General features: G+C 56.8%; 18 protein-coding genes and 2 pseudogenes. 9 read left to right on the forward strand and 11 right to left on the reverse strand.

The features are described from left to right. Positions 1–89: 89 nt before the first annotated feature. Genes ACZZ0G_RS17080 through ACZZ0G_RS17095 form a run of 4 tightly spaced genes read right to left on the reverse strand, consistent with a single transcriptional unit; the run spans position 90 to position 5,210 of the window. On the reverse strand, positions 90–518 hold the full coding sequence (locus tag ACZZ0G_RS17080) for a TetR family transcriptional regulator (RefSeq protein ID WP_463556909.1): 429 nt from the start codon (positions 516–518) through the stop codon (positions 90–92). Beyond that, a complete protein-coding gene (locus ACZZ0G_RS17085) occupies positions 515–2,398 on the reverse strand; it encodes a site-specific integrase (RefSeq protein WP_463556910.1) in 1,884 nt (627 codons plus the stop codon). Before ACZZ0G_RS17085 ends, ACZZ0G_RS17080 begins: the two co-directional genes overlap by 4 nt. After that, positions 2,395–4,062: a hypothetical protein gene (locus tag ACZZ0G_RS17090; RefSeq protein WP_463556911.1), complete on the reverse strand. Its 1,668-nt coding sequence runs from the start codon at positions 4,060–4,062 to the stop codon at positions 2,395–2,397. The genes ACZZ0G_RS17085 and ACZZ0G_RS17090 overlap by 4 nt, the downstream gene beginning before the upstream one ends. Then, positions 4,059–5,210 (reverse strand): tyrosine-type recombinase/integrase, encoded by a 1,152-nt coding sequence (locus tag ACZZ0G_RS17095; RefSeq protein ID WP_463556912.1) that lies wholly within the window; start codon positions 5,208–5,210, stop codon positions 4,059–4,061. Before ACZZ0G_RS17095 ends, ACZZ0G_RS17090 begins: the two co-directional genes overlap by 4 nt. A gap of 232 nt (positions 5,211–5,442) precedes the next feature. On the opposite strand from ACZZ0G_RS17095, the gene ACZZ0G_RS17100 reads away from it, so the two are divergent. After that, the gene (locus ACZZ0G_RS17100) at positions 5,443–6,378 is read left to right on the forward strand and encodes a glutathione S-transferase family protein (RefSeq protein WP_463556913.1); all 936 of its coding nucleotides are present in this window, start codon (positions 5,443–5,445) and stop codon (positions 6,376–6,378) included. Between the two features lie 83 nt (positions 6,379–6,461). Here ACZZ0G_RS17100 and ACZZ0G_RS17105 read toward each other — a convergent pair whose 3' ends face one another. Both ACZZ0G_RS17105 and yejK read right to left on the reverse strand, forming a co-directional pair. After that, positions 6,462–6,812 (reverse strand): glutaredoxin family protein, encoded by a 351-nt coding sequence (locus tag ACZZ0G_RS17105; protein WP_463556914.1) that lies wholly within the window; start codon positions 6,810–6,812, stop codon positions 6,462–6,464. After that, positions 6,812–7,816: a nucleoid-associated protein YejK gene (yejK, locus tag ACZZ0G_RS17110; RefSeq protein WP_016984999.1), complete on the reverse strand. Its 1,005-nt coding sequence runs from the start codon at positions 7,814–7,816 to the stop codon at positions 6,812–6,814. The genes ACZZ0G_RS17105 and yejK overlap by 1 nt, the downstream gene beginning before the upstream one ends. A 395-nt stretch (positions 7,817–8,211) precedes the next feature. On the opposite strand from yejK, the gene ACZZ0G_RS17115 reads away from it, so the two are divergent. Then, positions 8,212–8,493 (forward strand): HU family DNA-binding protein, encoded by a 282-nt coding sequence (locus tag ACZZ0G_RS17115; RefSeq protein ID WP_003221909.1) that lies wholly within the window; start codon positions 8,212–8,214, stop codon positions 8,491–8,493. A gap of 210 nt (positions 8,494–8,703) precedes the next feature. On the opposite strand, the gene rlmF is transcribed toward ACZZ0G_RS17115, so the two are convergent. Further along, the gene (rlmF, locus tag ACZZ0G_RS17120; protein ID WP_463556915.1) at positions 8,704–9,723 is read right to left on the reverse strand and encodes a 23S rRNA (adenine(1618)-N(6))-methyltransferase RlmF; all 1,020 of its coding nucleotides are present in this window, start codon (positions 9,721–9,723) and stop codon (positions 8,704–8,706) included. 233 nt (positions 9,724–9,956) lie between these two features. Then, the gene (locus ACZZ0G_RS17125) at positions 9,957–12,803 is read right to left on the reverse strand and encodes a valine--tRNA ligase (RefSeq protein ID WP_463556917.1); all 2,847 of its coding nucleotides are present in this window, start codon (positions 12,801–12,803) and stop codon (positions 9,957–9,959) included. A 1,291-nt stretch (positions 12,804–14,094) separates the two neighbouring features. Here ACZZ0G_RS17125 and ACZZ0G_RS17130 point away from each other — a divergent pair. The 3 genes and pseudogenes from ACZZ0G_RS17130 to ACZZ0G_RS17140 form a co-directional block, all read left to right on the forward strand. Further along, positions 14,095–14,355 (forward strand): annotated as a pseudogene (locus ACZZ0G_RS17130) (hypothetical protein); the annotation flags it as partial. A 548-nt stretch (positions 14,356–14,903) separates the two neighbouring features. Continuing rightward, a pseudogene (locus ACZZ0G_RS17135) lies at positions 14,904–14,957 on the forward strand (hypothetical protein); the annotation flags it as partial. 111 nt (positions 14,958–15,068) lie between these two features. After that, positions 15,069–15,899, forward strand: coding sequence for a hypothetical protein (locus ACZZ0G_RS17140; protein WP_463558920.1), 831 nt, complete (start codon positions 15,069–15,071; stop codon positions 15,897–15,899). Positions 15,900–15,955: 56 nt separating this feature from the next. Here ACZZ0G_RS17140 and ACZZ0G_RS17145 read toward each other — a convergent pair whose 3' ends face one another. Genes ACZZ0G_RS17145 through ACZZ0G_RS17155 form a run of 3 tightly spaced genes read right to left on the reverse strand, consistent with a single transcriptional unit; the run spans position 15,956 to position 18,336 of the window. Beyond that, on the reverse strand, positions 15,956–16,351 hold the full coding sequence (locus tag ACZZ0G_RS17145; RefSeq protein ID WP_463556918.1) for a DNA polymerase III subunit chi: 396 nt from the start codon (positions 16,349–16,351) through the stop codon (positions 15,956–15,958). Positions 16,352–16,359: 8 nt separating this feature from the next. After that, positions 16,360–16,788 carry a DNA polymerase III subunit chi gene (locus ACZZ0G_RS17150; protein WP_007909049.1) on the reverse strand — a complete coding sequence of 143 codons (429 nt, stop codon included), beginning with the start codon at positions 16,786–16,788 and terminating at the stop codon, positions 16,360–16,362. Between the two features lie 57 nt (positions 16,789–16,845). Continuing rightward, positions 16,846–18,336 (reverse strand): leucyl aminopeptidase, encoded by a 1,491-nt coding sequence (locus ACZZ0G_RS17155; RefSeq protein WP_463556919.1) that lies wholly within the window; start codon positions 18,334–18,336, stop codon positions 16,846–16,848. Between the two features lie 576 nt (positions 18,337–18,912). On the opposite strand from ACZZ0G_RS17155, the gene lptF reads away from it, so the two are divergent. From lptF to lepB, 4 genes are all read left to right on the forward strand, one after another. Further along, a complete protein-coding gene (gene lptF, locus ACZZ0G_RS17160; protein WP_463556920.1) occupies positions 18,913–20,034 on the forward strand; it encodes an LPS export ABC transporter permease LptF in 1,122 nt (373 codons plus the stop codon). Further along, positions 20,027–21,088, forward strand: a complete 1,062-nt coding sequence (gene lptG, locus ACZZ0G_RS17165) for an LPS export ABC transporter permease LptG (RefSeq protein WP_034154799.1) — start codon at positions 20,027–20,029, stop codon at positions 21,086–21,088. Before lptF ends, lptG begins: the two co-directional genes overlap by 8 nt. A 172-nt stretch (positions 21,089–21,260) precedes the next feature. Beyond that, positions 21,261–23,060 carry a translation elongation factor 4 gene (lepA, locus tag ACZZ0G_RS17170; protein WP_463556921.1) on the forward strand — a complete coding sequence of 600 codons (1,800 nt, stop codon included), beginning with the start codon at positions 21,261–21,263 and terminating at the stop codon, positions 23,058–23,060. A 5-nt stretch (positions 23,061–23,065) separates the two neighbouring features. After that, the gene (lepB, locus tag ACZZ0G_RS17175) at positions 23,066–23,920 is read left to right on the forward strand and encodes a signal peptidase I (protein WP_463556922.1); all 855 of its coding nucleotides are present in this window, start codon (positions 23,066–23,068) and stop codon (positions 23,918–23,920) included. The last annotated feature ends 61 nt before the right edge of the window (positions 23,921–23,981 follow it).

The raw sequence follows: 23,981 nt of genomic DNA on the forward strand, positions 1-23,981 counted from the left end.
CATGATTTTGTTCTAAAGTTTCAGTAGTGCGCTTCAAAAATGGTTGTTCGTATGCCAACGGCATTTTCCCGCGTGGTTGAAAGGGAGGGTCAAGTAGAGGGGCATCTAAGTTTTAGATTTGCAACTGTAAGCTCGGTCATTTTTTCTTTAAGGGCGCGATTCTCGTCCAATAGAACTTCATTTATGGATGCGAGAAGGGCGACCTTTGTCCGCAGTTCGTTAATCTCTTGACGGTAGTTGGCTGATTTCTCGCATTCGGCAATTAAGTCTCGCTGCTTTTTATTACGCATGGATTCAATGGTGTTACTCTGGGCCTCGCGAATGGCCTCGGCGATGCGTGGGTAATAGTTGTGGATCAACGCTGCGGATACTCCCGCCTCGCGAGCAACTGCGGCGATAGTCACCTTGGTTTCATTATTACGCGAACGACCCTTTCGAATACGCAGGAGGGCGAGTTTAAGATCTTTCTCTCGATCTTCTGCCTGTTTGTGTTTTGCGGAATAAGTTATGGGTTTCATATGCTTAATAGTTCCGGTTTAACTCCCAGATGAATAAGCACGTCGCGGCACCGATTAAGGTCGCGCTCAACTCGGAGGCGCCCGCTCTCACCAATGCTCTGGCAATGCAGCAGCTCTTTAAGATCATCGTAGAGTCGCTGATAAATTACTGCGTGACGTGGTTCGATTACGGCGTTGTTGCAGTTCGCGCATCGTGTTCGCTCAAGAGTATTGCCTATGCATCCGTCATTGTCCGCGGTGCAATAAGCGTGGCCGTTGCTTCGAATTGCAGTACTCTCGGCAATGGACTTCACCATCGAGGCACGATCCTTATAGATCAATAGATTTTTCGGGTCTCGACGCCATTGCTCTATAGAGCGGCCGTAGTTCCCGGCTAGGGGTGTATTTTCTAGCCAGTTGTTTACGACACCTAGTTTTATATCCTCCATCTCATCTTGGACGTCTGCGTAAAGCTCAAGATCTAATTGCTGTCCGCAACTGTCGTCATAGGCATAGCCCAAGGTCATGTCCAGTGTCCAGTGAGCGAAATGCTCTTTGAGGTAACGTAAGTCGCCGAAGCGGCTGTGCGCAGCGTAGTTGGCGAACTTGCGGCGAAATTGGTGGCTAGCGAGATCCCAGCTCAGTCCGCAATCCTTGGCAAACGTTTTCAGATTCATCCCCAGGGCCACATTTGTTAGCGTCCTCACGTGATTGCCCAATCTGTGATGTTCGCTAAGAAAGAGTGCATGGCGATGCTTTTGTGCCTCGGTTATTTGCGGGTCACGAGGGTTTGCACGGCGTCTCTGCAGAATCTCGGTTGCGATAACGGTCTGATAAGGTGCGCACCATCGCTCCATCATGCGCAGCGCACGCACAGCGGCCTCCGGTATCATCCAGTTATGGATTCCGACATATGTTTTTTCTGACCGTGAGCGCATCCAGTGATAGATATTGCCATCATCGTCTTCAGTGCGGTGGGAGGCTCCAAGTTGGAGATTCGTCAACTCATGTTGGCGGCAGCCTGATGTACTAGCCAGAACTATGTAGCATGCCGTTCGCAGGTCGATTAGTGCTCTGTTTAAGGATCTTAGGCCACCTTCCCAACCTAGTATCTGTAGACGGCGGTTCTTAGCTTGATTGATGGACGCGGTTGATTGCGATTGTCGTCGTAACGCGACCTCATACAGGGTGTCACGAAGTTCAAGCAGTTGCTTGCCATTCTCAATTTTTTCGTAGGCCCGCTTGAATAGAGTGCAGAATACATCGTCGGGAATTAGCGGGGTCAAGCCTCCCTGTGAACTACCGATAAGCCCCGCCATTTGTTTCGCGGAGGTGTCGGGCCATGGGTGCTCCAGCATCCTGTCGTTTGTGTACTGGCTTAGTTCATAGAGCGCCTCAACTGCGACGAAGCGTGCTTGAAGCGCACGCGCCGATAGGGGTTTACATGTGGACCCTCTGGTTTGTAATTGCGCTTTGCTGGCAGCCACATAGGATGCGCATATAAGGGGGGGCACCGCTCCAAAATGATCTATTCCCTGCTGCTCCAAGTAACGAAAAAATGGCCTTGCGTCGGTAAAAAGTTGTCTAACCATACTGCCTTTTGGCTGATCTGCACTTCGGCGTCCGCGCCGTAGATAACGGTAAATAATTGCTTTCATCAATGCCCGAAACGCCGGAGGCATAGTATTAAAGTTAAGACGTGTTTTGTTGATAGTCACATTGGTGGTAAATCCGGTTAGCTGCCAAATGTCATCCTCATAGCGACTAAGGATGACCCAACGCTCATCGACTTGAATAGCGCTGATGATTAGGGCATCGAGATCGGATTTTCGGGTTTCGCGCACATCTTCCGGCTGGATAGCAAGGTTTCCCCAAGGTTTCGCCAACATGTCGTCGTTCATGCAAACACCTCCAGGCTATCGATTAGATCAACCGACCAGAATGGATGCGGCGTGATTCGCGCGCGCTCACGGGCTGCCTCCACGGCTACTGTATTGAAAGTGCCACGCCGAAGACCCTCAGCAACGATGTAGTGATCAATCAAACGGGGGATATGGGCGTACTCTCGCGCCCAGCGTCGCTTGTCCATGCGTGATCGCTCCGCCAGGACGCGAAAATAGAAGCTGAATAACTTGTACAAATCTTCAGCTGTTATTGCGTAATGTTTACAACGAAGACAGTTCATGAAGTTCATGCAGGTAGCACCTTCACGCTTTGGTGCATATTGACCTTCTACGGGATCTGTACAGCGCCCCATAGGAGTATCTTTGTAGGTGGAGCCGATTCTTTCGGTTAGCAACTCCTGGACAAGTATCTCGCCCATGAATTTCCAGTTACAGCGAGCATTTTCGCCGACCGATAAATAACTTTGATCTGTCACCTGAGAAGTATTGCCGAGACTGGCGGCGGTAATTGCTAAATCGCCATTGGCTATCTCGAAAATGCGGTTGGCAAACGTTTTACGCAGGCGTGAGATATTGACGTGCAATGGATTTCCATCGGCATTTTTTAAATTATGCTTCTTTACAAGTCGAATTATCGAGGCTCTCAAAACCTCTTCAATCAACGCAGTGACCTGCTTATCACGCCGACTTCGATACAGCCATACTCGACCTTTGAGGTCGTTGGGGGCTTCTTCATCGAGGTATTCAGTTAGAACCATGACTCGGCGAATCAATTGCTCTACATTAGTTCTAATGCTAGGTGTAAACTCCAAATTACGTTCGGTTGACGCGGTGCGGAGAGCCACCTTACTAGTATTATAGCCACGCCGTTTCCATAGGACTAGGAAGACCATATTAGCTTTAGGATGTGGACGTAGGCAGTTGCGGTCCATTTCCAATAATGGCGTGGTATTGCGTCCTGTGAACAGCGCCACGATCAGAAGCGCGTAGGCTAAGAGTTCTCCGGTTACTGTAACATCTTCGTCCCATATAGGTTTTATAGCCTGCTGCAATGCAACGATAAATTCTTGCCGCTCACGTTTGCTCAGCGCACTTTCGCCCTTCGCTGTGCGATTGCTGTTAGGAAAGGGGCTACGCGGAAAGGTTGCATCATCACCGGAGATGACCAGAGGTATTAGCCCGCGCTGTCCCAGGGCTACCAACACCGACTTGGTTTTTGTGTAATAAGTTTTCTGTGTAATAACAACTACAGTTTGCAGTGCTAAGTGAGCGAGAAAACCATCAATCAAGTTTCGATTGACGTCGGATAAGGCCAAATTACGGCAAAGAGCGCTACTGCGTAATGCGCAAAATTCGAGGAATTTGTTTAGTCCCGCGTGACAAATGTTGGCCACGCTGCTTCGGGTGGGAGCGCCTTCTTGGCCAACTAAGAAGCGCTCAACCTGGCGTTGGCATGCGTAGGTAATGGGGTCAATGCCTACGCCGTACCAACGAGCAAAATCAAAACTACGACGACTTGAGGCGTTTCTTCCGAATTTAACTCGGGTGTTGGTAGGAGGTACTACATCGGACAAAATAACCACATTCCCTTTCAAATCGTGGGTATGATCGATCTCGGGGACGCCTATGTCGGTCTTAGTAAAAACTTTGCGTTTGCTCATAGTAGAGCCTCCGCCAACGCGTTCAGTTCATCGTCATACGCCAACACTGCCTCGTCTGCCATTTCGTTTACTAAGTGAAGGTAAACCATGGTCGTTTGGATTGAACTGTGCCCAAGTTGGCGTTGAACAAATACCAATGGCTCTAGCCCGCTCGCAGGGTTGCGCTGGAGGCTGACTAAGGTATGGGTTGCGTATGAATGCCGGAGCATGTGCATATGGACGTTAATTCCAGCCCGTTTTCCGCAAATTTTAATTATCCGGTTGAGGCTCTTGCCGTCGGCACTATAGGATTTTCCACAATGGTTGAGGAACAGCGATTGTGGCGAGCGGTTGTTTACCAATGAGCGCTCACCTCGCATCTTCGTCATATAGCGATAGAGTTCGCCCATGAACTGCCTGCTGACGAAAATAGTTCGCGACTTACTACCTTTGGTCACCATGCCGCTGCCATCGAACGGATCGAGCCGAATTCGAATGTTGCGCTCGGTTCCTTTGGCCTTGTCCGGATCGAAGACATAGGCGAGCGGGAAGGAGGCGATTTCTTCACGGCGCAAGCCAGTATGTAGAGCCAGTCGCATCATCATTCGGTGATGTGGGTTTTCCGTTGCGGCCAGTAGTGATTGTATTTCGGATATATGAAGGAACTTTGGCAGAGTCCTGTCAGTTCGGGGCATCACGTTGTTCGCCATGACCCTGCCACCATTAGTATCGAGATGTGCTAAGAAGCCTGGTTTGCGCCTTACGGTGCGTTCTTCAAGAGCAAAGGGACGTCGTTTCACCCACCCCTCTTTTAGGGCGTACTCGTAGAATTTGCAGATATAAGTCAGCCGCTGACGAGTGGTGGTGAGTGCTAATTTGCACGTCATCAGGCAATAGTCCCGATAGGCTGCCACTAGGCTCTTCGCCTCGCCACGATCAACATCGCGCCAGTCCAATTCATGCGCTTGAAGGAAACTGAAGAAATCGTAGAGGGCGCGCCCGATGCTAAGCCACGAACGCTTAGATCCTATTGCGCCGCGGAGCAGGTAGTGGCGAAAAAATTTATTTACCGGAACGCAACTCTCCATCGAGCTCCAAAGAAGAATAGGGAAGCCCTCGTATGGTTGCCCTGCGATTACTAAATTCTTCTTTGATGTTACAAGCTCCATCCGCAATTCCCCGCAATGACGCAGACTCCGGCCTTTTTATCGTGCTTTAACGGACTCAGCGCTATCTCATCTTCCGTAAATCGCCATCTGAAGCTGCGAGCCGCTCAGCTGTAAAACCTAATATAGTGCGAATTTAACGCCTGCAAGGTGTCAGATCATCAGGCAGATCTGTAGGCTGCTAAGCAAATGCACGCTAAGCTGCCAGCTCACTTTCTGAGCGGCGGAGCCGAGCATGTCCGAGTTGATTCTGCATCATTACCCGACCTCCCCATTTGCCGAGAAGGCCCGCCTGCTGCTGGGCTTCAAAGGCTTGTCGTGGCGCTCGGTGCATATCTCGCCGGTAATGCCGAAACCGGATCTGACGGCTCTGACCGGTGGCTACCGCAAGACACCGGTGCTGCAGATTGGCGCTGACATCTATTGCGACACTTCGCTGATCGCCCGTCGTCTGGAGCAGGAAAAGGCGTTGCCGGCGTTCTTCCCTGAAGGTCAGGAGTTCACCTCCGCGAGTTTTGCCACTTGGGCTGATTCGGTGGTGTTTCAACATGCGGTGAGTCTGGTGTTCCAGCCGGAGTCGGTGGCGGTGCGTTTCGCCAAGTTGCCGCCGGAAGCGATCAAGGCTTTTATTGCCGACCGCGCCGGTCTGTTCAGTGGTGGCAGCGCCACGCGGTTGTCTGTCGAACAAGCCAAACATCAATGGCCGACGATCATGGCTCGCCTGGAGCAGCAGTTGCAGCGCGAGCAGGGCGACTTCCTGTTCGGCGAACCGTCGATTGCCGACTTTGCCCTGGCGCATCCCATGTGGTTCCTGAAAGCAACTCATGTCACGGCACCGCTGGTGGATGAGTATCCGGCTGTTGCGGCCTGGTTGGGCCGAGTGCTGGGCTTTGGCCATGGCGCGGCGAGTGCGATGACTTCGGAAGAGGCGCTGGAAGTTGCACGCAATGCGACACCGGCGGGATTGCCAGACGAGCAGTTCGTAGATCCGAATGGATTCAAGGCTGGTCAGCAGGTGGCGATTGCCGCGACGGATTACGGGGTTGATCCGGTGGTGGGTGAGTTGCTGTTTGCCGGCAGTGAAGAGTTGATCATTCGTCGCGAAGACCAGCGTGGCGGCGTGGTGCATGTGCACTTCCCGCGCTTTGGTTTCCGCATCGAAGCCAGCTAAAAGCAAAAGATCGCAGCCTGCGGCAGCTCCTACACAAATCTCATGTAGGAGCTGCCGCAGGCTGCGATCTTTTGATCTTGTTGTTACTTCAGGGCGGCGAGAATCTCGTCCGGGTCAAATCCGCGAATCAACGTGCCGTTAACATCGATCAACGGTATCCCGCGCCCGCCCAATGCCTCATATGCCTTGCGCGCCTCGGAATCCTTCTCGATATCGAACTCCTTGAAAGGAATCCCCTTGCTGTCGAGAAAGCGTTTGGTCTGCTTGCAGTAGCCGCACCAGTCGGTGGCGTAGAGCACGACGTTGGCTTGCGCGCGCGTCTGCTCTGCAACCATCTGCGACGGATTGAACACCCGCTCGATCTTGCCCCAGTTCTGATAAACCACGACCACCAGCAGAACCAGCGCGACCTTCTTCAGCACATTGCCGAGCATCAGTTACGCCGCTTCAACTGATCGGTCAGCGACGTCGGCAAACCTTTGATCACCAGCGTGCCAGCCTCTTCGTCGTATTCGATCTTCGAGCCCAGCAGGTGCGCTTCAAAGCTGATCGACAGGCCTTCGGCGCGGCCGGTGAAGCGGCGGAATTGATTCAGGGTGCGTTTGTCCGCCGGAATCTCCGGGGACAGGCCGTAATCCTTGTTGCGGATGTGATCGTAGAAGGCTTTCGGGCGTTCTTCGTCGATCAGCTCGGAGAGTTCTTCCAGGCCCATCGGCTCGCCAAGTTTCGCCTGGCTGCTGGCGTAATCGACCAAGGTCTTGGTCTTCTCGCGAGCGGAATCTTCGGGCAGGTCTTCGCTTTCGACGAAATCACTGAACGCCTTGAGCAGCGTGCGGGTCTCGCCCGGGCCGTCGACGCCTTCCTGGCAGCCGATGAAGTCGCGGAAGTATTCCGAGACCTTTTTGCCGTTCTTGCCCTTGATGAACGAGATGTACTGCTTGGACTGCTTGTTGTTCTGCCACTCGGAAACGTTGATTCGCGCCGCGAGATGCAATTGGCCGAGGTCGAGGTGGCGCGACGGGGTCACGTCCAGCTCATCGGTCACCGCCACGCCTTCGCTGTGGTGCAGCAGGGCGATTGCCAGGTAATCGGTCATGCCTTGCTGATAGTGGGCGAACAGGACGTGGCCGCCGACCGACAGGTTCGACTCTTCCATCAGCTTCTGCAGATGCTCGACCGCGACTTTGCTGAAAGCGGTGAAGTCTTTGCCGCCTTCCATGTATTCCTTCAGCCAGCCGCTGAACGGGAACGCGCCAGATTCCGGGTGGAACAGGCCCCAGGCTTTGCCCTGTTTGGCGTTATAGCTCTCGTTGAGGTCGGCGAGCATGTTCTCGATGGCTGCAGACTCGGCCAGTTCCGTGTCGCGGGCGTGCAGAACTGCGGGCGTGCCGTCGGGTTTTTTGTCGATCAGGTGGACGATGCAATGACGGATCGGCATGGGCTTCTCGGCTGTTGGAAGGGAGGAGGGCAGGCTCCCCCGAAAAAGCGCCCAGTGTACCGCAACCACTGGTTTTGGCGCGGGTTGTAGGGCAAAACCGGGGCGCGGGACCGGCCTTATGCAGTTATTTACCGATTTAGAGCAATAAAGCTGACCAAATGGGTAGCTAGAGGCGGATATTTCCCCGTCTCTGTGCTAGTTTTGCCCGGTCTTACGCGAAGTCACTGCGTTAAGCGTGCATTCAGCATTTGTCAGGTCGAACCAAACCCTGATTTCGGTATCTATAACCCGACTCGTCGTGGTTATCGCCGAGGGTGCCAGATCCAGAAGATCGGGCTCGATGGCTGACACTGCACTCTGCAATCCATATGAATTTGATAGGGAAGGAACACTACATGGCTCTTACTAAAGACCAACTGATCGCCGACATCGCTGAAGCTATCGACGCGCCGAAAACCACCGCGCGTAACGCTCTGGACCAACTGGGCCAAATCGTTGCCGATCAGCTGGAAAACGGCGGCGAAATCACCTTGCCAGGTATCGGCAAGCTGAAAGTGACCGAGCGTCCTGCCCGCACTGGCCGTAACCCTTCGACCGGCGCTGCCATCGAAATCCCTGCGAAGAAAGTGATCAAGCTGGTTGTGGCCAAAGGCCTGACCGACGCTGTGAACAAGTAAGACGCAGCAATAAAAAACCGTGCACCGGAGTGATCCGGGCACGGTTTTTTTGTGTCTGCGATTTGATGGCGGACTCATGACCACCATAAACCATTGTGGGAGCGAGCTTGCTCGCGAAGGCTGTGTGTCAGTCAGAGTTGAATTGACTGATGCGCCGCATTCGCGAGCAAGCTCGCTCCCACAATTGATCTGTGTCCGTCTGTGCAGTGTTTAGCGAACCCAGCGCTCGCGGCGCCAGATCTGCTGTTCGGACTTGGTCTGGAACGTCCACGCCACAAAGCGGCTCTGCTTCTGGCCCTGAGACATCTCCACCACCTGGCTTTCCAGCACACCGGCCTTTTTCAGCGCAGTTTCGATGGCCGGCAGGTTCGACGCTTTCGACACCAGTGTGCTGAACCACAGCACCTTATGCTGGAAGTTCGCGCTCTCGGCGATCAGTTGCGTCACGAAACGCGCCTCGCCACCTTCACACCACAGCTCCGCAGACTGGCCACCAAAGTTCAGCACTGGCAGTTTGCGTTTCGGATCAGCCTTGCCCAGTGCACGCCATTTGCGCTCGCTGCCCTTGGTCGCTTCGTCCATCGAGGCGTGGAACGGCGGGTTACACATGGTCAGGTCGAAGCGCTCACCCGGCTCCAGCAAGCCAATCAGGATGTGCTTGCGGTTTTCCTGCTGGCGCAGCTGGATGACTTTGTTCAGGTCGTTGGACTGAACGATGGCGCGGGCGGCAGCCACGGCCGTCGGGTCGATTTCCGAACCGAGGAAGTGCCAGCGGTATTCGCTGTTGCCGATCAGCGGATATACGCAGTTGGCGCCCATGCCGATGTCCAGCACGTTGACGATCGCGCCGCGTGGCACCTTGCCGTCGTTCATGCTGGCCAGCAAATCCGCAAGGAAGTGTACGTAATCGGCGCGGCCCGGAACCGGCGGGCAGAGGTAATCCGCCGGGATGTCCCAATGCTGGATGCCATAGAACGACTTGAGCAGCGCCCGGTTGAACACGCGCACCGCATCGGGGCTGGCGAAGTCGATGCTTTCCTTGCCGTACGGGTTGGTGATCACAAACTTCGCCAGTTCCGGCGTGGTCTTGATCAGCGCCGGGAAGTCGTAACGACCCTGATGGCGATTGCGCGGGTGCAGGCTGGCCTTTTCACGCGGTTCGACGGCTTTGGCCGGGGTCGCGGAGTCAGGCTTCTTGCGCGCAGGTTTGGGTGTGCGGGGGTCGTTCATGGGCGTGGTCGATTCGGGTATGGCTGAAAGTGGCGGGTATTGTCCCACATCTAAAGGCAACACCGTTCAAACTGTGGGAGCGAGCCTGCTCGCGAAGGCGGTTTTACATCCGGCAGATTTGTTGACTGACACACCGCTTTCGCGAGCAGGCTCGCTCCCACAGGGGATTTTGGGGAATTGAAAATAAAAAAAAGGAGGCCACCCGGGCCTCCCTTTTTCATTGCGATTTGCCGTTACAGGCTGGCAATCCGCGCGTGCTGCTCGGCCAGTTTGGCCAGGGCTTGTTCAGCCTCGGCCAGTTTGGCGCGTTCCTTCTCGATGACTTCGGCCGGGGCCTTGTCGACGAAACCGGCGTTGGACAGCTTGCCGCCAACACGCTGGACTTCGCCCTGCAGACGCAGGATTTCCTTGTCCAGACGTGCCAGCTCGGCGCCCTTGTCGATCAGACCGGCCATCGGCACCAGCACTTCCATCTCGCCAACCAGAGCGGTCGCGGACAGCGGGGCTTCTTCGCCAGCCGCCAGAACGGTGATCGATTCCAGACGCGCCAGCTTCTTCAGCAGCGCTTCGTTCTCGGTCAGACGGCGCTGGTCTTCAGCGCTGACGTTCTTCAGGTAGATCGGCAGTGGCTTGCCCGGGCCGATGTTCATTTCGCCACGGATGTTGCGCGTGCCGAGCATCAGTTCCTTGAGCCATTCGATGTCGTTCTCGGCGGCCGGATCGATGCGCTCCTCGTTGGCCACTGGCCACGGTTGCAGCATGATCGTCTTGCCCTGAATACCGGCCAGCGGCGCGATGCGCTGCCAGATTTCTTCAGTGATGAACGGCATGAACGGATGCGCCAGACGCAGCGCCACTTCCAGTACGCGAACCAGCGTACGGCGAGTGCCGCGCTGACGTTCAACCGGCGCATTCTCGTCCCACAGCACAGGCTTGGACAGTTCCAGGTACCAGTCGCAGTACTGGTTCCAGATGAACTCGTACAGCGCTTGCGCGGCGAGATCGAAACGGAACTGGTCGAGTTGACGGGTCACTTCGGCTTCGGTGCGTTGCAGCTGCGAGATGATCCAGCGATCCGCCAGCGACAGTTCGTAGGCTTCGCCGTTCTGGCCGCAATCTTCGCCCTTGTCCAGAACATAACGCGCGGCGTTCCAGATCTTGTTGCAGAAGTTGCGATAGCCTTCGACGCGGCCCATGTCGAACTTGATGTCGCGACCGGTCGAAGCCAGCGAGCAGAAGGTGAAGCGCAGGGCGTCGGTACCGTAGCTGGCGATGCCGTCGGTGAACTCGTCGCGGGTCTGCTTCTCGATTTTTTTCGCCAGTTTCGGCTGCATCATGCCGGAGGTGCGTTTTTGCACCAACTCTTCCAGCTCGATACCGTCGATAATGTCCAGCGGATCCAGGACGTTGCCCTTGGACTTGGACATTTTCTGGCCTTGGCCATCACGCACCAGACCGTGCACGTAAACGGTCTTGAACGGAACCTGCGGCGTGCCATCCTCGTTCTTGATCAGGTGCATGGTCAGCATGATCATCCGGGCAACCCAGAAGAAAATGATGTCGAAGCCCGTCACCAGTACGTCGGTGGAGTGGAATTTTTTCAGGAATTCGGTCTGCTCAGGCCAGCCGAGGGTGGAGAAGGTCCACAGACCCGAGCTGAACCAGGTGTCGAGTACGTCGTTGTCCTGTTGCAGCGCAACGTCCGGGCCAAGGTTGTGCTTGGCACGCACTTCGGCTTCGTCGCGACCGACGTAGACCTTGCCCGACTCGTCGTACCAGGCCGGAATCCGGTGGCCCCACCACAGCTGACGGCTGATGCACCAGTCCTGGATGTCGCGCATCCACGAGAAGTACATGTTTTCGTACTGCTTCGGCACGAACTGGATGCGACCGTCTTCAACGGCAGCGATCGCAGGCTCGGCCAAAGGTTTGGTCGACACGTACCACTGGTCGGTCAGCCACGGCTCGATGATGGTGCCGGAACGGTCGCCTTTCGGTACTTTCAGGCCGTGGTCGTTGACGCTGACCAGCAGGCCGGCGGCGTCGAACGCAGCCACGATTTGCTTGCGCGCTTCGAAACGCTCAAGGCCGGCGTACTCAGCCGGAATCGCGCCGTCGATGCTGTCGTTCAGCGTACCGTCGAGGTTGAACACCTGCGCTGCAGGCAGCACGTTGGCGTTCTTGTCGAAGATGTTCAGCAGCGGCAGGTTGTGGCGCTTGCCGACTTCGTAGTCGTTGAAATCGTGGGCCGGGGTGATTTTCACGCAACCGGTGCCGAATTCAGGATCGCAGTAATCGTCGGCGATGATCGGAATGCGGCGGCCAACCAGTGGCAGCTCGACAAACTTGCCGATGAGGGCCTGGTAGCGCTCATCGTTCGGGTTCACCGCAACGGCGGAGTCGCCGAGCATGGTTTCCGGACGGGTGGTCGCGACGATCAGGAAATCGTTGCCATCAGCGGTTTTCGCGCCGTCGGCCAGCGGGTACTTGAGGTTCCACAGGAAACCTTTCTCGTCGTGGTTTTCCACTTCGAGGTCGGAAATCGCCGTGTGCAGCTTGGTGTCCCAGTTGACCAGACGCTTGCCGCGGTAGATCAGGCCGTCTTCGTGCAGGCGCACAAACGCTTCTTTAACCGCTTCCGAGAGGCCGTCGTCCATGGTGAAGCGCTCGCGGCTCCAGTCAACGGACGAGCCGAGACGACGGATCTGCCGGCTGATGTTGCCGCCGGACTGATCCTTCCACTCCCAGACTTTCTCGAGGAATTTTTCGCGGCCCAGATCGTGACGATTCTGGCCCTGGGCTTCGAGTTGACGCTCCACCAGCATCTGCGTGGCGATACCGGCGTGGTCGGTGCCCGGCTGCCACAGGGTGTTGCGACCCTGCATGCGGCGGAAACGGATCAGGGCGTCCATGATCGCGTTGTTGAAACCGTGACCCATGTGCAGGCTGCCGGTGACGTTCGGCGGCGGGATCATGATGGTGTAGGAGTCGCCCGCGCCTTGCGGGGCGAAGTAGTTCTCGGACTCCCAGGTGTTGTACCAGGAAGTTTCAATGGCGTGCGGCTGGTAGGTCTTATCCATGCGCGGCGGGACCCTATTGGCATTAATTCAGGAAAAGCCGACGAGTATAGCGGGGCATGGGGCCGAGGGCGAGCGGGGTCAGGGTTCTTTGGGCAGTCGCGTGGGTTCTCTGCTACAACTTTCCTGATGAGAGGCAGACTGAATGCACGTACCCAAAATGTCACTTCATGCCAACACGCCATCGATCACAGTATTCGACGCCCGTAACCTTCAGGTGCGGGATCTGCGCTACCACCGTCATCCCGACTCCCCCACGGTGACAAGTGAACGGATTACCCGTCATCAATACGATGCCCGTGGCCTTCTGGCGCAGAGCGCTGATCCGCGCTTGAGCGGACTCCAATTGGCCAACTTTACTTATGTCACCAGTGTCTCTGGCAGCATTTTGAGTCAGCAGGGCGGCGACAATGGCAGTAGCGTCACACTGGCTGACGCCGCCGGTCGTCCTTTCATGGTGGTAAGCAACATTCCCGACGCTGGCGAAGGCGCAGGAGGAAGTCAGGTTGTGAGCCGCACCTTTCAATACGAGGGAAACAATCTTCCGGGGCGCCTGCTGAGCATCACCGAGCAAGTGGCCGAAGGCGCTCCTTTGATCAGTGAGCGGAGGGTGTACGCCGGAAACAGTCAGGCTGAAATGGCCCTGAATGTGGCTGGCCAGTGTGTGCGCCACTACGATACGGCGGGTCTGCTTCAATCAGACAGCATAGCGCTGACAGGCGTGCCGCTTTCCATTACTCGTCGTTTCTTCAAGGATGCGAATGACCCGGACGAAGTAGTCGATTGGCAAGGTGAAGCCCCCATGGCCTGGAATGAATGGCTGGATGCCGAGACGTTCACCTGTCTCACTGTCGCTGATGCAACGGGAGCGCTGCTTACGTCCGCGGATGCGGCGGGTAACCTGCAGCGCTTCGCTTACAACGTGGGAGGCGCACTCGCGGGCAACTGGTTGACGCTCAAGGACGGGGCGGAGCAGGTTGTCGTGAAAACAGTGATGTATTCGGCGACTGGTCAGATTCTGCGCGAAGAAAATGGTAATGGGGTAGTGACCGTTTGGACATACGAGGAGGAAACGCAGCGTCTGTCGGGAATCAAGACTGCGAGACCGCTCGGGCACATATCCGGGGCGAAAGTGCTGCAGGATTTAAGATTCGCCTATGATCAGGTTGGCAACGTAATCGGTGAGCGTAACGTTTCGCAGCGCGCGCGTTTCTGGCGCAACCAGATGGTGGTGCCGGAAAACACTTATACCTATGACACTATCTATCAACTGGTCAAGGCTACTGGCCGGGAGATGGCAAACGCTGACGGGCAGGGCGGCACCCTACTGGCCTGCGGGTTCGACGACGCCACGTACACAAACTATACGCGTGCATACAGTTACGATACGGCAGGTAATCTGGTTCAGATACGCCATTGTGCGCCGACCACCCTCAATAGCCATACCACACGGATTACGATCAGCAACCGCAGCAATCGCGGTGTTTTGCACTCCCTCGCAACAGACCCCGATGACGTGGAGGCCTTGTTCACGGCGAGTGGGCAACAGAAAGTGCTACAGCCCGGACAACTGCTTGCGTGGACTTCGCGCAACGAACTCCTGAAGGTGACACCAGTAGTGCGCGATGGCGCAGTGGATGACTGCGAGACCTACCGTTATGACAGTGCCAGTCAGCGGCTGCTGAAGTTCAGCAAGCAGAGAGTAAGTGGTCGCATGCAAGGGCTGCGGGTCGTTTATCTACCGTCACTGGAACTGAGGATAAAGAATGACGGCGACACAATAACGGAGAATCTGCAGGTCATCAGCGTGGGCGTGCCCGGTCAATCCAGGGTCCGAATACTTCACTGGGAGAAACCGAGACCGCGGAACCCTGTTGACGACCAGTTTCGTTACAGCTACGACAACTTGATAGGTTGCAGCGCGCTGGAAGTGGACGACGAAGGCAAAGTTGTAAGCCAGGAAGAGTATTACCCATACGGCGGCACGTCGGTGTGGGTGGCGAGAAGTGCAGTAGAGGCGAATTTAAAAACAGTCAGGTATTGCGCAAAGGAGCGCGATGCGACCGGACTTTACTACTATGGCTGGCGTTACTATCAGCCGTGGTGGGGCGCTGGTTGGGTGCTGATCCGGCTGGAGCAGCGGACGGGATCAATTTATTCGCCATGGTCGGGAATAACCCGGTCACATTTTCTGATACCAATGGATTGTACAAGGAAGGGCAAGAAGCGAGGGAGCTGGTCGGTGAGACCTTCGTCCATCCTTTGCACATGCCAGCCTTTGAAAAGGTTTCAAGAGAACTCAATGTTGCAGTGAGTGTAAGGGAGTCCGGAAGTTACACAATCAAGGCGTTGGGCGAAGGCGCGGCTGCCAAAGGGCATAACATTCTCGAGAAGACCATAAAGCCAGCTTCTTTGCGGGCGGTCTATGGTGAGAGAGCCGAGGCGGTTCTCAAGCAGGCTGAAAATGTTGGGGTGGTCGGGCGAGTGGGGCAGTGGGGTAGGGGCGGTGTTCGCGGTCTTTATGCACGCAACAGCATAAGTGAAGAGGATGTTTCTTATCGCATCAACTTGCAAAACCCCATGGAAAACGAATTGGTTAATGCCTGGGTAAAATTTAAAGTCGTTACGCCTTACACGGGGGACTACGACATGCACGATATCATTCATATCAGAGCAGGAAAGGGTGTCGTGCCTGGTTCGGGAAGTAGCGAGGAAGCGCAAGTAATTGACTCGATAAATCATGGTGTTGCTGAGCTAGACCCGGCGAGGCCATTCAGTAACATCTCGATGAACATCATTCGCCATGGCCCGCAGGTGAACTTTGTTTCGCATATGTGGCGCCATGAGTTTGATAAGGTCAAACAAGATAATGGATATCTGGAGGCGGTGGCCCGTCCGGGGCCATTTCCAATAGCAATGGTGCATCAAGGGCAGTGGTCGATTATCGAAAGCAGTAGCGAACTGTTTGATTTTTACAGGTCTGTAAATTCCAATGTTCCCGAACACTGGGCGCAAGAATTTGTGAGTCGAGGGAATGGAATGGTTGCCACCCCGCGGCATGCCAAAACACTGGATTGGCATCGCAGTAATACCATCTAGTAACCAAGGTTACCGGGCTGCCAATCAAGTGCAGTCGAGTCGCAGGTCACCACCGTTTATTCGTACTGACTCAGCAGCCGTTCCATGCGCGCATCGAGACGGCGTTTGATTTCGGTTTCGATGTGCGGCGCGAAGTCGTCGATCACGTCTTGCATGATCAATTGCGCGGCGGCGCGCAGTTCGCTGTCGAGGTGGAGCAGGGCGTCCGGGCCTTTATTCACAGGTGCCGCCGGTTGGGCTGCGGGTGCCGGGGCTGGCGCGGGAGGCGGTTCGACGGCTGGCGGTTCGTTGCCGACCGAATCGAACAGCATCGGAATCTGTTCCTGTTCACCGTCATCGACCGTATCGGTCAGCAGCGGTGGTTGCAGGTTGTCATCGCCGAGCAACTGGCGGATCGATTCAAGATCGTCCAGCAGGTGTGTTGGCTTTTGCTGCGGTTTCGGAGTGTCCATTGGAATGCTCAGAGTCGCTGTAAACGGTGATCTTGCAGAGGATAGCCCTGTTCGCGGTAGAAACGGAAACTCTCCCGCGCGGCCGCTCGAATCGTCGGATCTTCCACCACCACTTCCGCCACCCTGGCGAATTTGCTGGCGAAGGCCGGGACTTTCAGGTCGAGATTGACCAGCAAATCCTGATGCTGACCGCAGTCGTCACCCAATCCCAACACAATCAAACCGTCCGGCTCGCTGTCGGCCGGGCCATGCGGCACGAAGGTTTCGCCCTTGAATGCCCACAGGCGCGCATCGAGATCGTCACGCTGAGCCGCGTCGCTGCAATGCAGGTAGATGCGGTGGCCCATGCGCCAGGCTTTCTCGGTGAGCTTGCAGGCAAAGTCCAGGCGAGCCGAGGGATCGGCGCTGGGCAGGATATAAAAGTCGACTTTGGTCATTGCGGTTCCAGAGCAGCAAGCGGCGTCACCCGAAAGTGACGCCGCCCGTCAGCGGGTTCAGGCCTTGGCGCGATCCAGCAGGTACTGGGTCAGCAGAGGTACCGGACGGCCAGTGGCGCCCTTGTCCTTGCCGCCGCTGGTCCACGCGGTGCCCGCGATGTCCAGGTGCGCCCAGTTGAGGTTCTTGGTGAAGCGCGACAGGAAGCACGCGGCGGTGATGGTGCCGGCTTTCGGCCCGCCGATGTTGGCGATGTCGGCGAACGGGCTGTCCAGTTGCTCCTGGTACTCGTCGAACAGCGGCAGTTGCCAGGCGCGGTCGTCAGCGGCTTTGCCGGCGCTGAGCAGTTGGCCGATCAGTTCGTCGTTGTTGCCCAGCAGGCCCGAGGTGTGCGCACCCAGAGCGACGACGCAAGCGCCGGTCAGGGTGGCGATGTCGATCACCGCTTGTGGCTTGAAGCGCTCGGAGTAGGTCAGTGCATCGCACAGCACCAGACGGCCTTCGGCGTCGGTGTTGAGGATTTCCACGGTCTGGCCGCTCATGGTGGTGACGATGTCGCCCGGGCGCGAGGCGTTGCCGCTCGGCATATTCTCGGCGCAGGCGAGGATGCACACCAGGTTGATCGGCAGTTTCAACTCAAGCACGGCACGCAGGGTACCGAACACGGAGGCAGCGCCGCCCATGTCGTACTTCATTTCGTCCATGCCGGCGCCCGGTTTCAGGCTGATGCCGCCAGTGTCGAAGGTGATGCCTTTACCGACCAGTGCGTACGGCTTCTCGGATTTCTTGCCGCCGTTGTATTGCATGACGATCAGGCGCGGCGGCTGCTCGCTGCCCTGACCGACGGCGTAGAACGAACCCATGCCCAGGGATTTGATCTTCTTCTCGTCGAGGACTTCGACTTTCAGATCCTTGAACTCTTTGCCCAGATTCTTCGCTTGCTCGCCGAGGAAGGTCGGGTGGCAGATGTTCGGCGGCAGGTTGCCGAGGTCGCGGGTGAACGCCATGCCGTTAGCGATTGCGGTGGCGTGGTTCACCGCGCGTTGCACTTCAGCTTGTGCAGCCTTGATGGTCAGCAGGGTGATTTTTTTCAGGGCGCGTGGTTCGGCTTTCTGGCTCTTGAACTGGTCGAAGGTGTATTGGCCATCGATCAGGGTTTCCGCCAGCAGACGGGTTTTGCCGTAGCTGTCACGGTTTTTGACAATGACTTCATCCAGCGCCAGCACGGCGTCGCTGCCGCCCAGCCCCTTCAGGGTGTTGAGGATGCCGGCAACGATTTTACGGAACGGACGGTCGCCCAGTTCTTCATCCTTGCCCACGCCGACCAGCAGCACGCGCTCGGCTTTCAGGTTCGGCAGGCTGTGCAGCAACAGGCTCTGGCCGATTTTGCCGGCCAGATCGCCACGCTTGAGGACGGCGCTGATCGCGCCACCGCTCAGTTCGTCGACCTGTTTGGCCGCGACACCGAGTTTGCGGCCTTCGCCGACAGCAACCACCAGGGTGGCGGTTTTCAACGTTTCTGGGCTAACGCTTTTTACAACCAGTTCCATGTCCGGATCCCTGAATGAATGGTCAACACGCAGGCGTTCGACGGTGTCCGCAGTCGCCTGCTTATAGATAGAAGAGGCGCAGGCCAAAGCCTGCGACAAGGGCCGCAGTTTGAACCTCGCTCCCCGCACCTGACAACCCTAGGGGGCGTTCTCAATTAGTTTTCACACCGCGTTGTCGCCTTAAAGCCAGCCAGGCAAGGCGCGGGCCGCTGGGAATGGTTGTTCCCTTTCCAAGGCCTGCAACGCAGACTGGCCGGCTTTAAGGCACAACCCGAAGGGCCGGGCCTGCTGTTGTGCAGGGCTGCGTTGCTCGAAGCTTATTTGGAATGACCAAACCACGCTTCTCGCGCCTTGCCCTGCACAACAGCAGACCCGGCGCGGTGTGAAAACTAATTGAGAACGCCCCCTAGGTTGTACGATCTGCAAAGGATTACAGACATGGATGAGTGTGCGCAGTGACAGGCGCCCTCAATCACAGGATAATGCCGCATCTTTTTTCGACGGCTCTGCGTTGCGGGCCGGTCGATGTGTTTGCTTGTTTGGCCGCCTTAGCCTGACAACCCTGGAGTGTCTGGTTTGATCGTCTTCCGTTATCTGTCCCGCGAAGTCCTGTTGACCCTCAGCGCCGTGAGTGCTGTGCTGCTGGTCATCATCATGAGCGGTCGCTTCATCAAATACCTCGCTCAGGCCGCTGCCGGCCAGCTCGATCCGGGCTCGCTGTTCCTGATCATGGGCTTTCGTCTGCCGGGTTTCCTGCAGCTGATCCTGCCGCTGGGCCTGTTCCTCGGGATCCTGCTTGCGTACGGTCGCTTGTATCTGGAGAGCGAGATGACGGTGCTTTCGGCTACCGGCATGAGCCAGCAGAAGCTGTTTCGCATGACCTTGTTTCCGGCGACGCTGGTGGCTCTGGTCGTGGCGTGGCTGAGCCTGGGCCTGGCCCCGCAAGGCGCCAACCAGTTTCAGTTGCTGCTGAACAAGCAGGACGCACTGACCGAGTTCGATACCCTCGAACCAGGGCGTTTCCAGGCCTTGCGTGACGGTACTCGGGTGACCTACACCGAAACCCTGAGCGACGATCGCGTCAATCTGGGCAGCGTCTTCATTTCGCAGAAAAACCTCGGTGCCGATCAAAAGGATCGCGGGATTTCCGTGCTGGTGGCTGAAAAGGGTCGTCAGGAAGTGCGTCCCGATGGCAATCGCTACCTGATCCTCGATAACGGCTATCGTTACGACGGCAGCCCGGGGCAGGCCGATTACCGCGCCATTCATTACGAAAACTACGGCGTGCTGCTGCCTAAACCGGACGTTAGCGAGGAAGTCACCGACCGTGACGCGATGCCGACTTCGTCTCTGCTGGGCAGCGATGACATCCGCTCCAAAACCGAACTGCAATGGCGTTTGTCCCTGCCGCTGCTGGTATTTATCGTGACCCTGATGGCGGTGCCGCTGTCGCGCGTGAATCCGCGCCAAGGGCGCTTCCTCAAGCTGCTGCCGGCGATTCTTCTTTATATGGCTTACCTGACCATCCTGATTGCCGCTCGCGGCGCCCTCGAGAAGGGCAAGATCCCGCCGGCCCTCGGCCTGTGGTGGGTGCACGCGATCTTCCTGGTCATCGGTCTCGGCCTGCTCTATTGGGAGCCGCTACGCCTGAAAATGGCCAGTCGTCGCTCTGCAGCGCTGGAGGTGGCCCGTGGTTAAACTCGACCGCTACATCGGCAGCAGCGTGTTCATGGCGATCATCGCCGTGCTGGCAATCATCCTCGGTCTGGCGACCTTGTTTGCCTTCATCGATGAAATGGGTGACGTCAGCGACACTTACACCCTGGTCGATGTCCTCAGCTTCGTTCTGCTGACCGCGCCACGCCGACTCTACGAAATGCTGCCGATGGCGGCGTTGATCGGCTGCCTGATCGGCCTCGGCAGTCTGGCCAGCAGCAGTGAGCTGACGGTCATGCGCGCCGCGGGCGTGTCTATCGGCCGAATCGTCTGGGCCGTCATGAAGCCAATGCTGGTGCTGATGCTGGCCGGTGTGCTGATCGGCGAATACGTCGCTCCGGCGACCGAAAGCATGGCGCAGGCCAATCGCTCGCTGGCGCAGGGCAGCGGCGACGCACAAAGCGCCAAGCACGGTATGTGGCACCGTCAGGGTGAGGAATTCATCCACATCAACGCCGTGCAACCGAATGGCCTGTTGTATGGCGTGACTCGCTATCACTTCGATAAAGAGCGCCATCTGCTGAGTTCAAGCTTCGCCAAAAAGGCCGAGTTCGACGGCACCAAGTGGCAGCTCACCGATGTTGCCACCACGCTGTTCCATGAGCGCAGTACGGAAGTCGTCAATACCCCGAGCGAGCAATGGGACGTGGCGTTGAGCCCGCAACTGCTCAGTACCGTGGTCATGGCCCCGGAATCTCTGTCGATCAGCGGTCTGTGGGGTTATATCCACTATCTGTCCGAGCAGGGTTTGAGCAATGGCCGCTACTGGCTGGCATTTTGGGTCAAGGTGTTGCAGCCGTTGGTCACCGCCGCACTGGTGCTGATGGCGATCTCGTTCATCTTCGGCCCGCTGCGCTCGGTGACCCTCGGTCAGCGGGTGTTTACCGGCGTGCTGGTGGGGTTCACCTTCCGTATCGTCCAGGATTTGCTCGGCCCGTCGAGCCTGGTGTTCGGTTTCTCGCCGCTGTTTGCGGTGCTGGTGCCGGCCGGAGTCTGTGCGCTGGCGGGTGTCTGGCTGCTGCGAAGAGCCGGTTGATGCGCGCATTTTTGCCCGCGCTTTAAACTTGAAAACGCCCCGGTCGACAGATCGGGGCGTTTTTGCATGCAATCCGGATGACAGGCGAACGTGACGCTTGCGCCGTGTATCAGGTACAATTCCCGGCTATTTTTCGGCGGGCCATGCCTGCAGCCTTTTTGAGTGTTGATCCGTGAGTGATTTGAGTCATATCCGCAATTTCTCCATCATCGCCCACATTGACCATGGCAAGTCGACGCTGGCTGACCGTTTCATCCAGATGTGCGGCGGCCTGGCCGAGCGTGAAATGGAAGCCCAGGTACTGGATTCCATGGAGCTGGAGCGTGAACGCGGGATCACCATCAAGGCCCACAGCGTTACCCTCTATTACACTGCCAAAGACGGCATCAAATACCAGCTGAACTTCATTGACACCCCGGGCCACGTCGACTTCACCTACGAAGTCAGCCGTTCCCTGGCCGCGTGTGAAGGTGCCTTGCTGGTAGTCGACGCCGGTCAAGGTGTTGAAGCCCAGTCCGTGGCCAACTGCTACACCGCCATCGAGCAGGGCCTTGAGGTCATGCCGGTGCTGAACAAGATCGACCTGCCGCAGGCCGATCCTGATCGCGTCAAGGACGAGATCGAGAAGATCATCGGCATCGACGCCACCGACGCCGTTACTTGCAGCGCCAAAACCGGCTTGGGTGTCGACGAAGTGCTCGAGCGTCTGGTGCACACCATTCCTGCGCCGACCGGCAACATCGAAGATCCGCTGCAAGCGTTGATCATCGACTCCTGGTTCGACAACTACCTGGGCGTTGTTTCCCTGGTGCGCGTGCGTCATGGCCGCGTGAAGAAGGGCGACAAGATCCTCGTCAAGTCCACCGGCAAGATCCATCTGGTCGACAGCGTTGGTGTATTCAACCCCAAACACACCGCCACCACTGACCTCAAGGCCGGCGAAGTGGGCTTCATCATCGCCAGCATCAAGGACATTCACGGTGCACCGGTCGGTGACACCCTGACCCTGAGCTCGACCCCGGACGTTGAAGTGCTGCCCGGCTTCAAACGCATCCAGCCACAGGTTTACGCCGGTCTGTTCCCGGTCAGCTCCGACGACTTCGAAGATTTCCGAGAAGCGCTGCAGAAGCTGACCCTCAACGACTCGTCGCTGCAGTACACCCCGGAAAGCTCCGACGCACTGGGCTTCGGCTTCCGTTGCGGCTTCCTCGGCATGCTGCACATGGAAATCATCCAGGAGCGCCTCGAGCGCGAGTACGACCTGGACCTGATCACCACCGCGCCAACGGTAATTTTCGAACTGGTGCTGAAAACCGGTGAAACGATTTACGTCGACAACCCATCCAAGCTTCCGGATGTGTCGTCGATCGAAGACATGCGCGAGCCAATCGTGCGGGCCAATATCCTGGTGCCGCAGGAGCATTTGGGCAACGTCATCACCCTGTGCATCGAGAAGCGTGGCGTCCAGGTCGACATGCTGTTCCTCGGCAATCAGGTGCAAGTCACTTATGACCTGCCGATGAACGAAGTGGTCCTCGACTTCTTCGACCGTCTCAAATCCACCAGCCGCGGCTATGCTTCGCTGGATTACCATTTCGACCGTTACCAATCGGCTAATCTGGTGAAACTGGATGTGCTGATCAACGGCGACAAGGTCGATGCCCTCGCATTGATCGTGCACCGTGACAACTCGCACTACAAAGGTCGCCAGTTGACCGAGAAGATGAAAGAACTGATTCCTCGTCAGATGTTCGACGTGGCGATTCAAGCTGCCATTGGTGGTCAGATCGTTGCCCGGACAACCGTCAAGGCACTCAGAAAGAACGTATTGGCCAAATGCTACGGTGGTGACGTCAGCCGTAAGAAGAAACTGCTCGAGAAGCAAAAGGCCGGTAAGAAACGCATGAAGCAGGTCGGCAACGTGGAAATTCCACAAGAAGCCTTCCTTGCCGTGCTCAGGTTGGATAGTTAGGTCCTATGTCACTAAATTTCCCGCTGTTGCTGGTCATCGCCGTGTTCGTCTGCGGCCTGTTGGCGTTGCTCGATCTGTTGATCCTGGCACCGCGTCGGCGTGCTGCCATTGCCTCTTATCAAGGCAGTGTCAGCCAGCCGGATGTCGTGGTGGTCGAGAAACTCAACAAAGAGCCGCTGCTGGTTGAATACGGCAAGTCGTTCTTTCCGGTGTTGTTCATTGTGCTGGTGCTGCGTTCGTTCCTCGTCGAACCGTTCCAGATCCCGTCCGGTTCGATGAAACCGACCCTGGACGTCGGCGACTTCATTCTGGTGAACAAGTTTTCTTACGGGATCCGCCTGCCGGTGATCGACAAGAAAATCATCGAAGTCGGTGACCCACAGCGTGGCGATGTCATGGTGTTCCGCTACCCGAGCGATCCGAACGTCAACTACATCAAACGAGTGGTTGGCCTGCCGGGCGACACGGTGCGCTATACCGCTGACAAGCGTCTGTTCGTGAATGGCGAATCGATTGCCGAGCAGATGGTCGGCGCCGAGCCGGGCACGCTGGGCAGCGCCGAACTGTACAAAGAGAAACTGGGCGCCGCCGAGCATCTGATCCGCAAGGAAATGAGCCGCTACCGCACGCCGCCAGATCACACATGGACAGTGCCGGCCGGGCACTACTTCATGATGGGCGACAACCGCGACAACTCGAACGACAGTCGCTACTGGGATGATCCGAACATTCCCAAGGATCTGCTGGGCATGGTTCCCGACCAGAATATCGTCGGCAAGGCCTTCGCGGTCTGGATGAGCTGGCCGGAGCCGAAACTCAGTCACCTGCCGAATTTCTCGCGGGTTGGCCTGATCAAGTAATCACACACGGCGCTGTTGACCACAGCGCCGAATGCATTTCTGGAGCCGGCACAATCGGCTT

Source organism: Pseudomonas sp. AC169, assembly GCF_979258515.1.

Bases quoted from the DNA above. Each gene is read 5' to 3' on its own strand.
- ACZZ0G_RS17080 (WP_463556909.1), bottom strand. From the start codon at position 518: ATGAAACCCATAACTTATTCCGCAAAACACAAACAGGCAGAAGATCGA.
- ACZZ0G_RS17085 (WP_463556910.1), bottom strand. From the start codon at position 2,398: ATGAACGACGACATGTTGGCGAAACCTTGGGGAAACCTTGCTATCCAG.
- ACZZ0G_RS17090 (WP_463556911.1), bottom strand. From the start codon at position 4,062: ATGAGCAAACGCAAAGTTTTTACTAAGACCGACATAGGCGTCCCCGAG.
- ACZZ0G_RS17095 (WP_463556912.1), bottom strand. From the start codon at position 5,210: ATGGAGCTTGTAACATCAAAGAAGAATTTAGTAATCGCAGGGCAACCA.
- ACZZ0G_RS17100 (WP_463556913.1), top strand. From the start codon at position 5,443: ATGTCCGAGTTGATTCTGCATCATTACCCGACCTCCCCATTTGCCGAG.
- ACZZ0G_RS17105 (WP_463556914.1), bottom strand. From the start codon at position 6,812: ATGCTCGGCAATGTGCTGAAGAAGGTCGCGCTGGTTCTGCTGGTGGTC.
- yejK (WP_016984999.1), bottom strand. From the start codon at position 7,816: ATGCCGATCCGTCATTGCATCGTCCACCTGATCGACAAAAAACCCGAC.
- ACZZ0G_RS17115 (WP_003221909.1), top strand. From the start codon at position 8,212: ATGGCTCTTACTAAAGACCAACTGATCGCCGACATCGCTGAAGCTATC.
- rlmF (WP_463556915.1), bottom strand. From the start codon at position 9,723: ATGAACGACCCCCGCACACCCAAACCTGCGCGCAAGAAGCCTGACTCC.
- ACZZ0G_RS17125 (WP_463556917.1), bottom strand. From the start codon at position 12,803: ATGGATAAGACCTACCAGCCGCACGCCATTGAAACTTCCTGGTACAAC.
- ACZZ0G_RS17140 (WP_463558920.1), top strand. From the start codon at position 15,069: ATGCCAGCCTTTGAAAAGGTTTCAAGAGAACTCAATGTTGCAGTGAGT.
- ACZZ0G_RS17145 (WP_463556918.1), bottom strand. From the start codon at position 16,351: ATGGACACTCCGAAACCGCAGCAAAAGCCAACACACCTGCTGGACGAT.
- ACZZ0G_RS17150 (WP_007909049.1), bottom strand. From the start codon at position 16,788: ATGACCAAAGTCGACTTTTATATCCTGCCCAGCGCCGATCCCTCGGCT.
- ACZZ0G_RS17155 (WP_463556919.1), bottom strand. From the start codon at position 18,336: ATGGAACTGGTTGTAAAAAGCGTTAGCCCAGAAACGTTGAAAACCGCC.
- lepB (WP_463556922.1), top strand. From the start codon at position 23,066: ATGTCACTAAATTTCCCGCTGTTGCTGGTCATCGCCGTGTTCGTCTGC.